The sequence below is a fragment of the Microbulbifer sp. genome, assembly GCF_036563125.1.
Lineage (GTDB): Bacteria > Pseudomonadota > Gammaproteobacteria > Pseudomonadales > Cellvibrionaceae > Microbulbifer.
This window is the reverse complement of sequence record NZ_DATCMV010000006.1, coordinates 1-15,385: the sequence shown is the minus strand read 5'-3', so window position 1 is coordinate 15,385 and position 15,385 is coordinate 1. Positions and strand designations below refer to the sequence as shown.

Sequence of the window (15,385 nt, the reverse complement as noted above, 5' to 3'; positions counted from 1 at the left end):
GGGTAATGGGGCAGTGAGGTCCGCGGAAATGCAACAGCCAGAACAATTTATCGACCTGCTAAAACTGCTGGTGCGCAGCCCCAGTATTGTCGGCGCGGAGCACTCGTTTTTCCGTGTACTGCAGCGTGAGCTGGAGGAGAGGGGTGCCCACGTCACCTGGTATGAGGGGCTGCTGGTGGCCCAGGGGCAGCGCCCCCACAGCGCCAAGTTTTCCGCGCACATCGACCGCCACGGGCTGATCTGCACCGGGCCCAACGAATTCCAGTACGCCGCGTTTGTCTCCGGCCGCCGCTCCGACCTGCTCGGCAACTCCGTGTCGGAAAAACTGATGACGAAAATCGTCGATCGTTTCCAGGGAGTGGCCGTCACCGCCTACGAGCCCTGGTCCGGTTCCTATTTTGGCTCCGGTGTCATCCGCCGGGCCTATGTCTGTGGTTACCGCAACAACCTGATTTTCGAGGTGGCTGGACTCGAGCATGTGGTGGCGGGCACGCCGGTGGCGTTCACCGACCGCCTCAAAGTCTCTGACGGCATCCTCAGCGCCCAGCTCGACAACGTGCTCACCGCGGCGCACCTGGTACACCTGTATTCCCTCGGCTTTCAGGGCACGGCATTTTTTACCGCCCAGGAAGAGTCCGGCAGTAGCTGGCGCTACCTGCTGGAGTGGTTCCGCCGCTTCAATGGCGGTACCGAAAGGCTGATCGTGGTGGACACCAGTCCCTACCCGGACCGGGCCAGCGCGGATGCCCAGCAGGTGGTCCTGCGCCGAAGGGACGCGAACGCGGAATTCCATCCTGGCACCACCGCGCGCCTTGCCGACCTGTGTGATGCCCAGGGCATCAGCTACAGCTACAAGGACACCTATATCGAGGAGCAGAACCAGAAGGCGATTGCCGAAGGGCTGGAGCCGCAGTCACTGGGTAGTACCGAGCTGGGACGTATCGTTTCCGCATCGTCCGGGTTTGTACAGGGCACCACGCTGCAGATTCCCACCACCGGTTATCACACCATGCAGGAATCCGCCTCCATAGAGGCCAACAGCGCTTTCAGCGACCTGTTGTGCGCAATCGCCGCGGACGGTTAACCGGGTTCAGAACTGGTCACTTTTGTCGTTGTCGCGCTGTACATCAGGCTGACGTCAATCGATTGGCGCAAGGCCTGTGATGACATTCACATTCGGTGTGTGTGCAACGCTACAGGGCTTCAAAAAAGCCCATTTTTGTAATGATAGTGCCAGGTTGTGCGTGAGAAGATGTTGTGCTGGTCTCTGTTGGGCTGGCTGCTGTCAAAATAAAAATAGACATTTGGTGACAATGGGCGCGGTCCGGGTTGTGAGAAATTGTTGCCCGGGCTGCAAGTCTAGTGGTCCAAACTTCGGTAAGCGGCATGTCGATAGTAACCTTGACCGATATTGTTTCCGATCCACATTCGCGGCGAGACAAAAAAGATGTTCGCCAGATGCATGCCGGACTGATGGAAATTGACAGCGATCTGGTGATTTCCAAAGTTCACGACAAATTTATCGGGACAATTTTCGGTGACCCCAATATTCAGGGGAAGAAACTGCATTCGGTCCTGGGGCCCCAGTTGTCGCAGGAGCAGTATCGCGATGTTGTCTCGGTGCTGAAAACACTGGTTCTGAACCGGGATATTATTTCCAGCACCAACCAGAAAAATCCTTTCGATTGCCTGAAGCTGACCATCGACGGTCCGCAGGGGCGCCGCGTTACCAAATACATTCGTTGCGAATTCAGCAAGGACAAGAATTTTGACCAGACCGGGCGCTGGCAGATCGTTGTCGTTGATATCTCCAAGTCGGTCAGAATTTCCCGCCAGGTCCGCCGATCCAGCGAAAAGGCCGAGGTAAAAGTCAATACGATAATGACTCTGCTGAGATTCGAACGCGATCTGGTCAACGAATTTCTGGACGCGACCACCTCCTCACTGCGCAATATTATTGAAAATATTTCCTCCAGGTCCGATAAGGCGCAGCCGGTCAGGCACAGGATGGAAAAGGTTTACTGCATCGTTCATCAGATCAAGGGCGATGCGGCAATTCTCAATCTCAATGTCGTCAGCGACCAGGCACACAACCTGGAAAATTCCCTGTCGGACATGAATCAGAAAAAAGAGCTTTTTCAGCAGGATCTGCTCGACCTGATTCCCTCGGTCAGGGAAATGATTGCTTCGGTAAAGGAAATCAGACAGATCTTCGAGGAGATTGTCGAGGGTGGCTGGGGGCGAGAGCAGCGGCAGAATGACGACAGCATGATGCGCCGCCTGAAGTACCTGGTCGACCGCCTGGCCAAGGACAACAATAAAAAAGTTATTCTTGTGGACGACGGCTATGTGGATACTTCGATACCGCTGCATTTACGTCGCATAGTCAATACCGTGGTGACACAACTTGCGCGCAATGCCGTTGTGCACGGTATTGAGGACCGGGATGAACGCCTTGCGCAGAACAAGACCCCATACGGATGTCTGCATGTCAGCGTGCAGCACGTTCGCGGCAAGATTTCCATTTGCGTTCGCGATGACGGGCGCGGTCTGAATTTCGGCGCCATCAAACAGGCCGCGCTGAAAAGCCCGCTGTTCCGGGGGGCTGAAGTCGAGAAGTGGGGCGCGCTGCAGGTGCTGAATGCACTGTTTAAGCCCGGGTTTTCCACCGCGAAGCAATTGACCCAGCATGCGGGTCGGGGCGTGGGGCTGGACGTGATCAAGTCCACGGTGGAAAAACACAAGGGTACTGTCACGGTAAAAAGCATCGCCGGTTCCTTTACGGAATTCACCATGGTATTCCCGAGCACCTGAACCGGTGCGATGGGCTGGAGCCGCCGTCTCTGGGTAGTAGCGAGCTGGGACGTACGCCGCGGGCGGGTTAACGGGGCTCAGAATTCCTCGCTCTACTGATCGTTAATGCAGTGGCTGTTGCAGTAAGGTTTGTCCGAGCGAATCCGGCCGCTTTCGGGGTGTACGGTCAGCTGGCGCTTCTGCTCGCCGTGATAGGCCACTACCTGCCAGTAGCCGTGGCGAAACTGCATGCTGGAAATGGAGTGGAAACCCAGACCGCGCAAGCGCGCACGCACGGCACCGGCACTGAGGGCTATCTCCGAGGGTGTATTGCCGTCGAGGTCTGGCCCATACAGTTGCGGAGGAATCTGGCTCTGGGATGAGGGGCTGGAAAACTGGAAGTCCTGCGCGGTGAACGGACCAGGCTGCTGGGCACCTACAGTGGGAGGCAGTAACAGGCACAAGCCGGCGATCAGCAAACTGGTCGCTGTACGATACCGTCCCAGCTTTTTACGGCGCAGGTGCTCACGGATGGCAAACCGCATGGTTTTCCCCAAATTGCCGTTATCCGTGGATTGATAGGGTGATTCGGCCGCAACCCCAACGGGTATCTGCGCCCTGCCGGTAGATGCGGCGAAGTGAGCCGTTGGCAGGTTGGTTCCACCACCGTGGACTTGCAGGTCAGCACCAGCTGGCGAAAAGGCTGCTAGAATGGCGCGCTATTTATCATTCAATGTGAGAAATGGCGCCAAACATGACTCTCTCGACCGTATTCCGCCGCTTCGGCGCAGTTTTGCTGGGTTTTGCCGGCAGCACCGGGGCACTCGCCGCCGACCCTCTCAACGTTACCGGTGACAAGTTCCGCCAGCTGGAAGAACTGCTGCCGACCCCGAACATCTATCGCGCCGCATCCGGTGCCCCGGGTCACGCCTACTGGCAGCAGCAGGCGGATTACGACATCAAGGTCTCGCTGGACGACGACCGCCAGCGCATCACCGCGTCAGAAACCATCACCTACCAGAACAACTCCCCGGACACCCTGCGCTACCTGTGGCTGCAGCTGGACCAGAACCGCTTCAAGCCCGGTTCCGCGGGCAACCTGGCCGCGCCGGTGGATGTGGAATCCATTGCCCCGGACACCATTCCGTTCGGTAGCTTCCGTCGCGAAGTGGTCTCGGCTGAGTTCGACGGCGGCTACAAGATCACCAAGGTGGCGGATGCCAGCGGCCGCGACCTGCGCCATACCATCGTCGATACCGGTATGCGCATCGACCTGCCGCAGCCGCTCAAGCCCGGTGCCAAGGTCAGCTTCCGCGTGGACTGGGAGTACAACGTCATCGAGCAGAAGGCCCTCGGCGGCCGCTCCGGTTACGAATACTTCGAGCGCGACGACAACTACCTGTATGAAATCGCCCAGTGGTTCCCGCGCATGGCCGCCTACAACGACGTCAGCGGCTGGCAGAACAAGCAGTTCCTGGGCCGCGGCGAGTTCGCGCTGGAGTTCGGTGACTACCGAGTGGCCATCGACGTACCGGCGGACCACGTGGTCGCCTCCACCGGCGTGCTGCAAAATGCCGACGATGTACTCACCCGCGAGCAGCGCGCGCGCCTGAAAAAGGCCCGCACCGCCGACAAGCCGGTGATGATCATCACCAAAGACGAAGCGCTGAAAAACGAAAAGAGCCGTGCGAAGAACCGCAAGACCTGGGTGTTTGAAGCGGAAAATGTGCGCGATTTCTCGTGGGCGTCCTCGCGCAAGTTCCTGTGGGATGCGCAGGGCTACAAGAAGGGTGGCACCGACACCATGGCCATGTCCTTCTATCCGGAAGAAGGCACGCCGCTGTGGGACAAGTACTCCACCGCGTCGATCATCCACACCATGGATGTGTACAACCGCTATAGTTTTGACTATCCGTATCCGGTATCCATTTCCGTCAACGGTCCCGTTGGCGGCATGGAATACCCGATGATCACCTTCAACGGCCCGCGCCCGGAAATTGACGAGGAGGATCGCAGCAAGCGTACCTACTCCCGTCGCACCAAGTACGGCCTGATCTCGGTCATCATTCACGAGGTAGGCCACAACTACTACCCGATGATCATCAACTCCGACGAACGCCAGTGGACCTGGATGGACGAGGGCCTGAACACCTACGTGCAGTTCCTGGCGGAACAGGAGTGGGAGGAGAAGTACCCCTCACGCCGCGGCGATGCGCGCAAGATCATCGAGTACATGAAGAGCGAAAACCAGGTTCCGATCATGACCAACTCGGAATCCATCCTGCAGTTCGGCAACAACGCCTATGGCAAGCCGGCGACCGCACTGAACATCCTGCGTGAATCCATCATGGGCCGTGAGCTGTTCGATTTCGCCTTCCGTGAATACGCCGAGCGCTGGAAGTTCAAGCGCCCGATGCCGGCGGATTTCTTCCGTACCATGGAAGACGCCTCCGGTATGGATCTGGACTGGTTCTGGCGCGGCTGGTTCTACACCACCGACCACGTGGATATCAGTATCGACCAGGTGAAGCACTACACCGTTGGTACCAAGAACCCGGAAATCGAGAATCCCTGGAAGCGCAAGAAATTCCAGGAGGAGCCGGAAACCGTTACCGAGCGCCAGAATCGCGCGAACAAGATGACCCGCATCGTGGATGGCAAGCCGGAGCTGGCTGACTTCTACAACGAGCACGACGAGTTCGATGTTTCCAATGCGGACCGCAACAGCTATCGCGGTATGCTGGACGGCCTGGAAGACTGGGAAAAAGACCTGCTGAAGGTGGAGAGCAATGCCTACGTGCTGAGCTTCAGCAACGTTGGTGGCTTGGTAATGCCGCTGATCCTGCAGCTGGAGTACACCGACGGCAGCAGCGAAGAACTGCGTATTCCGGCGGAAATCTGGGCGCGCAACGCTCAGAAGACCTCAAAGATGCTGGTGCGTGGCAAAGACAAGGTACTGAAGTCCGTGGTGCTCGATCCGCACTGGGAAACCGCCGATATCGACGTGGAGAACAACTACTTCCCGCGCCGGATCATCAAATCCCGCCTTGAACTGTTCAAGGAAGAGGAGTCCCGCAACCTGATGAAGGACTGGGAAGTCGAGCTCAAGGAAGACTGATCGGTACTCTCCATTACCGGTGACTCTGATGCCGGGGCGGCTGTTCTTGCCGCCCTGGTCCCGTCTTACACTCCACCTATTCCCGGAACATTCCCTGTACATTGCTACTGAGGTTCACTGCAATGCATGTTGGCAAGTTGCGTATTATTTCTTTCTTTGCCGCGGTAATGACCCTGCTACTGGCATTCAACGCCGAGGCTCACCGCTACCATTTCGGTCTCACCGAATTGGAAGTCAATCCGCGCACCCAGTCGCTGGAAATAACCCACCGCTTTTTTGTTGCGGATATCGAACGTGCACTGCAGCTGAGTGCCAGCAAGGAAATGAAAGACGCTCAGGCGCAAATGGCGTCCTACATCAACGAGCGCTTCCAGATTCGCGCGGCCGACGGTGCGGTGATTGAGCCGAAGTGGGTTGGCATGGAATCCGATGTGCACGATGTCTGGGTCTATCAGGAAATTCCCCTGAGCCAGGTAGAGGGCAAAAAGCTGCAGGTGCAGCAATCCATGCTGATGGAGGTCGAGCGGGACCAGGTCAACACCATAAACCTGACCCGCGACGGCAATACCGAAAGCTTTACCCTGAAGCCGGGTGCCAGCAGGGTAGAGATTCAGTTCTGATCCGCTTGTGAATCTGTTCAGCCACAGGTGCAGCAGCGGCGTGTTTTCTCCGTCTTGCCGATACCGGGGTTGAACGAGTTGGTGGGGTCCAGCTGTTCGAAAAATTTCAGCTGGGCTTCTGGCGCCTGATACAGGTGGCCGACATTGTGCTCGGCGGGATAGCAGGCACCGCGCCGATCGAGCAGCTCCAGCATCGCCTTTTTTACCTGCTTTACGTCGGCACCCTTCTTCAGGATGTAATCCTGATGGAAAACGTTGCACAGGAAGTGCCCGTAATACAGCCGGTATTCCAGCTGATCCGCGATTTCTGCGGGTAGCTGTTCCTGCCAGTCCCGGTCGTTGCGCCGCAGGGCGATATCCAGTGGCAGCAACTCGCCCACTTCTTTGTTGTGTACCGCCTGGTAACGCATGGCCGCGCCCGCGGACACAAAACGGTGCAGCATGGCCTTGGTTGCTTCCGCGGGTGTGCAGGCAAAGAACTCGCCGCTGTTTTCCGCTTCACTGAAAAATGCCGTGAGCCAGTTGCGGGTCGGTTCAATGGCGTCGTCCGCCATTTTCACGATCAAGTGATGATCGAATTTTTTCCGGTAATTGAGCATGCGCTGCGGCAGATGTTGCGGAAGCAGTTTGCTGAACTGCTGCAGCAGGCGATCGCTCAGATAGCGGGGTAAAAAGCTTCGTTTGGCCAGCCACGCATCCACCCGGCCCTTGAGCGCAAAAAATTTCGGCATTCTGCGCGTGCCAAGCTTTTCAATAGTGTAAAAACTGTCCCTGCCGTATTCCGCCGCCAGGTCGAACATATCCTTGTGCAGGTATTCACCGAGCATCGGGATTTGCGGCAATTCGCTCAACAGGCCGCGGCGCAGTCGCGAGAATACCTGTGCATCGTTGCTGCCGATATAAAACGTCTGGGTGCGCTCGGGAACCGGGAAGGTGTCGAGGCGTACGGCGAACACCGCCACCTTGCCAGCACAGCCACTGGTTTCGAACAGCCGCCGCGGATCGGCATTGAAGCGCGCCGGTGTATCCGCATCGACATCGCGCAAGCGCGCAACATAGTCGCGGTCCGATGCGGTGCGCGGGCGGAGATCGTTGTCGGAATAGGGGAGTTGCCCCACGCGGATAAATGAACCGTGTTCGAGGTTGGTGAGGATCTCTTCCGGGGTTTCTCCCAGTTCGATACCCAGGTGATTGATCAGCTGCAGCTTGCCGTGCTCGTCCACCCGCGCAAACAGGGCCAGCTCGGTATAGGCCGGGCCGCGCTGGCACAGCGCGCCGCCGGAGTTGTTGGCGATGCCGCCGACAATCGATGCGCCCAGGCAGGACGAGCCGATTTCGGAGTGCGGTGCGCGTCGTATGGGCGAGAGCAGCTTCTCCAGGCGATGCAGGGTGGCGCCGGGCAGCGCTACCACCTGTTTGCCGCCATCCAGCAAATGAATGGTTTCCATTTGCAGGGTGTTGATAATCACCAGCGGGCGGTCGTAATCGGAGCCGCTCGGGGTAGAGCCCTCGGTGAGGCCGGTATTGGCCGCCTGCAGGATGACGATGGCTCCGGCATCGACGCAGGCCTGCAGTGCTCGCCACATGTGCAGCAGATGCTGGGGAAATATCACCGCGAGGGCATCGCCCTCACCGGAACGAAATCCTTTGCGGTAATGCTCGTTGCGCTTGGGATCTGAAACGACCCTATCGGCACCGAGCAACTGCTCGAGCTGCTGGAGCAGTTGCCGGCTGCCTTCGCTGTGTATCCTGTTCAGTCCCTGTTTTCCTTCATCAAATCCGTAGTTCAGTCATTTTTGCCGAGGCGTTGCTGCATCATAAAACACCACTCGTCACTTCCGCCATCGGGGCCGTGGGCGCCGTCGCCACCGGTGAGCATGTCCATCGCGTTGTACCACTCGTCAGTGCCCACTTCGGGAAGGCCATTGGGAAACCGCTCGGCGATGGCCTCACCCTGGTCATTCATCACTTGTTCGTTGACCCAGTTGAACCACTCCGGGGTACAGATCAGTTCGCCCTCTCCGTTCGGGTTTTCCCCTGTGTCGGCGGTGGAAGGCGGGGCGGCATCCTCTGTTGTACTGGCGTCGGGGGCAGAGCTGTCCGGTGCCGACTGGTCTGGCATGGCAGCATCGCCGCCGCCCTCGGGCTTGTTGATGATGACTTCTTCCATCACCTCGGTCTCTGTTTTCGGGGCATTGTCCGGATCATGGGTTTCGGTCTTGCGGCCGCAGCCGTAGATGGTGACAGAGGTGGCCAGAGTTGTGGCGACGGCGATGTAGAGTAACTTGCGAATCATGGTTTCTCCTCAACGGTTCGATTCGTGGGCGCGGTATCGGGCGACGATGTGAAGTAAGCATAGGTGGAATTTCGTGCCTTGCACGGGGTGCCCTGAAACAAAAAAGGCGGCCAATGGCCGCCCTTTTTGGGTTGTAACGGTGTCTGCGATCAAAGTGCCGACTGCGCGGCGGCGGTCTCCGAAGCTGGCAGCTCAGCCAGCGTTTCACCATTGTCATTGGCGGCGGCCGCGGCCAGGCGCTGCTCTTCGATACGGCTGGTCCAGGTCAGGAGCGTCTGGTAGTGACGGATGTTCTTCACATAAGTGACCGGTTCCCAGCCGCGGGCATAGCCGTGCTTCAGGGTGGTGTAGTACTGGCGCTTGGCCAACAGAGGCAGGTGTTCGCGCACGTCGGACCAGCGGTCCGGGCTGCCGCCCATGCGCTCGGTCAATACGCGCGCGTCTTCCAGGTGGCCGTAGCCGATGTTGTAGGCAGCCAGCGCCATCCAGGTGCGGTCCGGCTCGCGAATTCGCTCGGGGATCTTGTCGCGCACCTGCACGAAATAGCGTGCGCCACCCTCGATACTCTCGGTCGGGTCCAGGCGATTGACGCCCATCTCGCGCGCGGTGGCGCGGGTCAGCATCATCAGGCCGCGCACGCCGGTGGGGGACTTGGCGCTGGGGTTCCAGTGGGATTCCTGGTAGCTGAGTGCTGCCAGCAGCTCCCAATCCAGGTCGTATTCCTTCGCCACCCGCTGCATTTCGCCGCGCCACTGGGGCAGGCGCTCGCGCGTGAGTTGGGCAAAGGTCTGTGCGCCGCCGGCATTCATCTTGCTGACATGGCCGAAATACAGCTCGCGCAGCTCCGTAACCAGTCCGCTGGTGTTGGCCCGCAGCATGAAATTGCGCGCGGCCCGGTAAAGGGTGTCGTCATCCCCCTTGGGGAAGGCCCAGGAAACCGGCTGGAACTGGGTCAGGTTGAAGGCGATATGGGTATTGGGATAGAGGCCGCGGTGCACCGCGTAGGCGTTGGAATCCACCACCGCATAGGTGTACTTGCCCTCATTCACCATATCCACCAGCTCCATGGCGTCGACATCGGAGACTTCTTCCCAGGTCAGCTCGGGGTGGAATTCGGAGAGCTTGCGCAGTTGCTCCGCGTGGGCGCTGCCGGCAATCACGGCGATATTCTTGCCGGCCAGCTCAGCCACACTGCGGGGGCGGGTTTCACCCAGGCGATAGATGACCTGCTGGCGAATCTCAAAATAGGAGGGGGCGAAGCGCACCTGCTCGCGGCGTTCCGGAGTCACGGTGAGACCGGCGGCGGCCAGGTGGGCATCGGAGTCCGGGTTGTCCAGTTCGCGGAACAGGTGACCCAGATCGTGTACATCGCGGATTTCGAGGGTGACACCCAATTCGCGGGCGAACGCCTGCAGCATGCCGAATTCAAAACCGGTGTGATTGCCGTTGGCGTCTTCGTAGTAGGTGGTGGGTCCGTTCTGGGACAGGACCACCAGCTTGCCGGATGCCTTGACCTGCTCCAGCAGGCTCGGCGCCTTACTGGCCACCAAAAGAGAAGCGCAACAGGCCAGCGCCGCACACTTCAGCATGCGGCGGCTGTATCGCAACAGTCGGCTTTTCATGATCATAGGTTGTTCCCTCGAGTCCGTTCTTTGCTTTATTTTCGGCGTGTCCGACTCGAGGAAAGCTGGGTCGGAGGCGCCATTTCCAGCGGGCGGCGGCTCCATTGCCACCCGCGCGTAAAGCCTGTTTGTTTATATATTGCACAGGCTTGGGTCAAAAGCGCGGCAATTCTACCCCAAACCCCGTCGCGCTGACCAATCGGTTGATGGTCGCATCTGGACCTTTGTGACCGGTTGGCTTGTTTTGACGACTTAAGTGTAGTACTTGGCGCCGGCATAACAGGCCGTGAAGCGACATCGGGGGGGAAATGCCGCCAGAGATTGCGTGTTTGCCTTCTTCCCAGTGGTGTTGCCCACGCCCTTCATCTTTACTGCTCTAACACCTTGGCAGTTATGTGCCGGAGATGTGTCTACGGCAGTGTTGGAGCGGAGTAGCTTCGGGTACAATGCGCGCGCTCACGATACCCCTCGTTCCTGTGCGGCACTCTTTTAGAAGCTGATCCCGTAGCCGATTGCTTATGTCCACAGGCGCTCAATTCCAGACAAGAGGCTAACTCCCGCGATGCTAGTTCTGCGTGGTGCTCCCGCACTGTCGAAATTTCGCCATCAAAAACTTCTGACCCAACTCCGCGCCCTGCAGCCCGCCATTGCGGATGTCTACGCCGAGTTTGTCCATTTTGCCGACAGCAAAAAGCTCGCTAATAAAGAGCAGGCGCTGCTGGAGCGTCTGCTGCAGTACGGACCCACCGAAGAGAAGCATCAGCCCGAAGGCGAACTGCTGCTGGTCGTTCCGCGCCCGGGCACCATCTCGCCCTGGGCTTCCAAGGCCACCGATATTGCCCACAATGCGGGCCTGACCCAGATCCACCGCCTGGAGCGGGGGGTTGCCTACTACATTAGCGGGGTCAAATTAACCGAGGCTGAACGCAACCTGCTGGCGGCGGAACTGCACGACCGTATGGTCGAGAGTGTATTCACCGAGCTGGCGCAGGCCGAGCAGCTGTTCCAGGTGGAAAAGCCCCGCCCCATGGGCCGTGTGGACGTGCTGAACGGCGGCCGCCAGGCGCTGGAGCAGGCCAACGTAAACCTGGGCCTGGCCCTGGCAGAAGACGAGATCGATTACCTGCTCACCAGCTTCGAAGAGCTGGAGCGCAACCCCACCGATGTGGAACTGATGATGTTCGCGCAGGCGAACTCTGAGCACTGTCGCCACAAGATCTTCAACGCCAGCTGGACCATCGACGGCGAAGAGATGCCGAACTCCCTGTTTGGCATGATCAAGAACACCTACCGCCTGGGCGGCGAGAACGTGCTTTCCGCCTACGCGGACAACGCCGCGGTTGTGGTTGGCCACAACGCCGGCCGCTTCTACCCGGACCCCGAGACCAAGGAATACGGGTTCAGCCAGGAAGCCATCCATCTATTAATGAAGGTGGAAACCCACAACCACCCGACCGCAATCGCGCCGTTCTCCGGTGCCGGCACCGGTGCCGGTGGTGAGATTCGCGACGAGGGCGCCGTTGGCCGTGGCTCCAAGCCCAAGGTGGGCCTGACCGGCTTCACCGTTTCCAACCTGCAGATCCCGGGCCACCTGCAGCCGTGGGAAGTGAACTACGGCAAGCCCGAGCGCATCGTTACTGCGCTCGACATCATGATCGAAGGCCCCATCGGCGGCGCCGCGTTCAACAACGAATTCGGCCGCCCGAACATCTGCGGCTATTTCCGTACCTTTGAAGAAGACTTCGACGGCGAGCGTCGCGGTTACCACAAGCCGATCATGCTGGCGGGTGGCTACGGCAACATCCGTGAAGAACATATCGAGAAGCCGGAATTCCAGCCCGGCGCCAAGCTGATCGTACTCGGCGGCCCGGCGATGCTGATCGGCCTCGGTGGCGGTGCGGCTTCCAGTATGGCCAGTGGCACCAGCTCCGCGGACCTGGATTTCGCCTCCGTACAGCGCCAGAACCCGGAAATCGAGCGCCGCTGCCAGGAGGTCATCGACCAGTGCTGGCAGCTGGGCGACAAGAACCCGATCGCGTTTATCCATGACGTGGGTGCCGGCGGCCTCTCCAACGCCTTCCCGGAACTGGTGAAGGACGGTGGTACCGGCGGCAAGTTCGAACTGCGCAATGTGCCGTCCGACGAGCCGGGCATGAGCCCGCTGGAGATCTGGTGTAACGAATCCCAGGAACGCTACGTGATGGCGGTGATGCCGCAGGATCTGGAGCGTTTCCAGAAGATCTGTGAGCGCGAGCGCGCGCCCTTCGCGGTGGTGGGTGAGGCCACCAGCGAGAAGCACCTGACCCTGAACGACAAGCAGTTCGATGCCAAACCGGTAGACCTGCCCATGTCCGTGCTGTTCGGCAAGCCGCCGAAGATGCACCGCGTGGCGGAAAAGCGCGAGGCCAATACCTCCGCGTTCGACACCAGCAAGATCGACCTGAACGAAGCCGCCGAGCGCGTACTGCGCCTGCCGACCGTCGCCAGCAAGAACTTCCTGATCACCATTGGCGACCGCACCGTAACCGGCCAGGTCTCCCGCGATCAGATGGTCGGCCCCTGGCAGGTGCCGGTGGCGGACTGTGGTGTGACCACCGTGGCCTATGACAGCTACGCCGGTGAAGCCATGTCCATGGGCGAGCGCACTCCGGTTGCGCTGCTGGACGCGCCGGCTTCCGGACGCCTGGCAGTGGGTGAAGCCCTCACCAACATCGCCTGTGCGCCGATCAAGCAGCTGTCCGACATCAAACTCTCCGCCAACTGGATGTGTGCCGCGGGCCACCCGGGCGAAGAGGAAAAACTGTACCGCACCGTGGAAGCCATCGGCATGGACCTGTGCCCGGCGCTCGGCATCACCATCCCGGTGGGCAAGGACTCCATGTCCATGCGCACCGCGTGGAACGACGGCGGTGAAGACAAGGCCGTTACCGCGCCCCTGTCCCTGGTGATCTCCGCGTTCAGCCCGGTTACCGACGTGCGCAAAGTGGCGACCCCACAGCTGCGCCGCACCAAGAAAGGGGAATCCGAGCTGATGCTGGTGGACCTGGGTGCTGGCAAAAACCGTCTCGGCGGTTCCTGTCTGGCGCAGGTATACAACGAACTGGGCGACAAGCCCGCGGACCTGGACGACGCCAAGCGCCTCAAGGGCTTCTTCGAGGTGATGCAGGAACTGCTCGCCGAAGACAAAGTGATTGCCTACCACGACCGTGCCGACGGCGGCCTGTTCGCCACCCTCGCGGAAATGAGCTTTGCCGGTCGCGTCGGTATCGATGTAGAAATCTACGACCTGGGTGATGACGCCATCGCCGCGCTGTTCTCCGAAGAACTCGGTGCCGTGTTGCAGGTCCCTGCCGCAGACGCCGACATGCTGGCCATGCGCTTCGCCGCCGTGGGTGTTCCCGCCCACCAGATCGGTGGCCTGAACGACAAGGAACTGCTGCGCATCACCCGCAATGGCGAGGAAATCTTCAATCGTAGCCGTGCCGAACTGCAGCAGATCTGGAGTGAGACCAGCTACCGCATCCAGGCCCTGCGCGACAACGCCGACTGCGCCAAGCAGGAGTTCGATGCGCTGGCAAAAACCGCGCAGCAGGACCCGGGCCTGTCCGTCAAGCTGAGCTACGACATCAACGAAGACATCGCCGCGCCCTATATCAAGAAAGGTGTACGCCCGAAAGTCGCGATCCTGCGCGAGCAGGGCGTCAACAGCCAGGTGGAAATGGCCCACTCCTTCCACCGCGCGGGCTTCAATGCCATCGATGTTCACATGAGCGACATCCTCGCCGGACGTATCGAACTGGATCAGTTCAAAGGCCTGGTGGGCTGTGGTGGCTTCTCTTACGGTGACGTACTCGGCGCCGGTGAGGGCTGGGCGAAGACCATCCTGTTTAACGACCGCGCCCGCGACCAGTTCGAAGCGTTCTTCAATCGCAAGGACACCTTCGGCCTGGGTGTATGTAACGGCTGCCAGATGTTCTCCGTGATCAAGGAACTGATCCCCGGCGCCAGCCACTGGCCGCGCTTTGTGCGCAACCTGTCCGAACAGTATGAAGCGCGCTTTGCGCTGGTAGGCGTGGAAGATTCCCCGTCCGTGCTGTTCAAGGGCATGGCCGGTTCCTACATGCCGGTGGCAGTCGCCCACGGTGAAGGCCGTGTGGAGTTTGCCAGCCAGCAGGCGCTGGAAGCTTGTGAGAAATCCGGCACCATTGCCATGCGTTTCCTCAACAACAACCAGCAGATCACCGAGACTTACCCGTCCAACCCCAATGGCTCGGTCAACGGTATCACCTCGCTGTGTTCCGAGGACGGTCGCGTCACCATCATGATGCCGCACCCGGAGCGCGTCGCCCGTGCCGTCAGCAATAGCTGGCACCCGGATGAGTGGAAAGAGGACTCCGGCTGGATGCGCTTGTTCCGCAATGCGAGAGTGTTTGTGGATTAAGTCGAATCAGCTGCAGATCTGACAAAAAACCCGCTCAACAGAGCGGGTTTTTTTTATGTGTGATTTTCACTTCTATCCCACTCTTGGGTGCGGCTGTTTGTATATTGCCGGCACACAGCGGCTTTAGGCTAACTTTTATACATTTGATCAGGTGAAGAAAATTGCTCACTCCGCCCACTAACTTTGTGCGTATAAGTAAAAGTGGAAAATCTTTATTAAAATCAATTGGTTATTGAGTGGTGCCACTGGCGGGATAGTGGGCAGTATGATCATTTTGTCTGTTGCTGCAGATAAGGGCTATCCGCTACAGGCTTGACCGTATGGGCCTTTGGCGACATTCTGGCGTGAAAACATTAAAGAGATATGGGGCAGGGGGATATAGGCCTTGCTGCCCACTAATTAACTGTTATGTGCAAGTCAGAAAGAAACAATGAGTGCTGGTCTACCTCTTATAATTTTAAACATTCTCGCTCTGGCCATATTGTCTTTGTGGGT

9 protein-coding genes are annotated in these 15,385 nt (G+C 59.1%); 5 read left to right on the top strand and 4 right to left on the bottom strand.

Annotated elements, in window-relative coordinates:
* Positions 1-28: 28 nt before the first annotated feature.
* Both VIL80_RS00235 and VIL80_RS00230 read left to right on the top strand, forming a co-directional pair.
* A complete protein-coding gene (locus VIL80_RS00235; protein ID WP_332034157.1) occupies positions 29-1,084 on the top strand; it encodes a peptidase M42 in 1,056 nt (351 codons plus the stop codon).
* A 302-nt stretch (positions 1,085-1,386) separates the two neighbouring features.
* Positions 1,387-2,814 (top strand): ATP-binding protein, encoded by a 1,428-nt coding sequence (locus VIL80_RS00230; protein WP_332034156.1) that lies wholly within the window; start codon positions 1,387-1,389, stop codon positions 2,812-2,814.
* A gap of 92 nt (positions 2,815-2,906) precedes the next feature.
* Here VIL80_RS00230 and VIL80_RS00225 read toward each other — a convergent pair whose 3' ends face one another.
* Positions 2,907-3,338, bottom strand: coding sequence for a hypothetical protein (locus VIL80_RS00225; protein WP_332034155.1), 432 nt, complete (start codon positions 3,336-3,338; stop codon positions 2,907-2,909).
* Positions 3,339-3,547: 209 nt separating this feature from the next.
* Here VIL80_RS00225 and VIL80_RS00220 point away from each other — a divergent pair, with 209 nt between their 5' ends.
* Positions 3,548-5,911, top strand: coding sequence for a M1 family metallopeptidase (locus tag VIL80_RS00220; protein ID WP_332034154.1), 2,364 nt, complete (start codon positions 3,548-3,550; stop codon positions 5,909-5,911).
* Between the two features lie 122 nt (positions 5,912-6,033).
* On the top strand, positions 6,034-6,531 hold the full coding sequence (locus tag VIL80_RS00215) for a DUF6702 family protein (protein WP_332034153.1): 498 nt from the start codon (positions 6,034-6,036) through the stop codon (positions 6,529-6,531).
* Between the two features lie 17 nt (positions 6,532-6,548).
* Here VIL80_RS00215 and dld read toward each other — a convergent pair whose 3' ends face one another.
* From dld to mltF, 3 genes are all read right to left on the bottom strand, one after another.
* Positions 6,549-8,279, bottom strand: coding sequence for a D-lactate dehydrogenase (dld, locus tag VIL80_RS00210; protein ID WP_332034203.1), 1,731 nt, complete (start codon positions 8,277-8,279; stop codon positions 6,549-6,551).
* Positions 8,280-8,317: 38 nt separating this feature from the next.
* Positions 8,318-8,827, bottom strand: coding sequence for a hypothetical protein (locus VIL80_RS00205; RefSeq protein WP_332034152.1), 510 nt, complete (start codon positions 8,825-8,827; stop codon positions 8,318-8,320).
* 149 nt (positions 8,828-8,976) lie between these two features.
* Entirely contained in the window at positions 8,977-10,455 is a 1,479-nt protein-coding gene (gene mltF / locus VIL80_RS00200) for a membrane-bound lytic murein transglycosylase MltF (RefSeq protein WP_332034151.1), read from the bottom strand.
* A 556-nt stretch (positions 10,456-11,011) separates the two neighbouring features.
* Here mltF and purL point away from each other — a divergent pair.
* Positions 11,012-14,890 carry a phosphoribosylformylglycinamidine synthase gene (gene purL / locus VIL80_RS00195; protein WP_332034150.1) on the top strand — a complete coding sequence of 1,293 codons (3,879 nt, stop codon included), beginning with the start codon at positions 11,012-11,014 and terminating at the stop codon, positions 14,888-14,890.
* Positions 14,891-15,385: the final 495 nt, after the last annotated feature.

What these genes read in the sequence shown, in the direction of transcription:
- purL (WP_332034150.1), top strand. Translation starts at nt 11,012, where the DNA reads ATGCTAGTTCTGCGTGGTGCTCCCGCACTGTCGAAATTTCGCCATCAA.
- VIL80_RS00235 (WP_332034157.1), top strand. Translation starts at nt 29, where the DNA reads ATGCAACAGCCAGAACAATTTATCGACCTGCTAAAACTGCTGGTGCGC.
- VIL80_RS00230 (WP_332034156.1), top strand. Translation starts at nt 1,387, where the DNA reads ATGTCGATAGTAACCTTGACCGATATTGTTTCCGATCCACATTCGCGG.
- VIL80_RS00215 (WP_332034153.1), top strand. Translation starts at nt 6,034, where the DNA reads ATGCATGTTGGCAAGTTGCGTATTATTTCTTTCTTTGCCGCGGTAATG.
- mltF (WP_332034151.1), bottom strand. Translation starts at nt 10,455, where the DNA reads ATGATCATGAAAAGCCGACTGTTGCGATACAGCCGCCGCATGCTGAAG.
- VIL80_RS00225 (WP_332034155.1), bottom strand. Translation starts at nt 3,338, where the DNA reads ATGCGGTTTGCCATCCGTGAGCACCTGCGCCGTAAAAAGCTGGGACGG.
- VIL80_RS00220 (WP_332034154.1), top strand. Translation starts at nt 3,548, where the DNA reads ATGACTCTCTCGACCGTATTCCGCCGCTTCGGCGCAGTTTTGCTGGGT.
- VIL80_RS00205 (WP_332034152.1), bottom strand. Translation starts at nt 8,827, where the DNA reads ATGATTCGCAAGTTACTCTACATCGCCGTCGCCACAACTCTGGCCACC.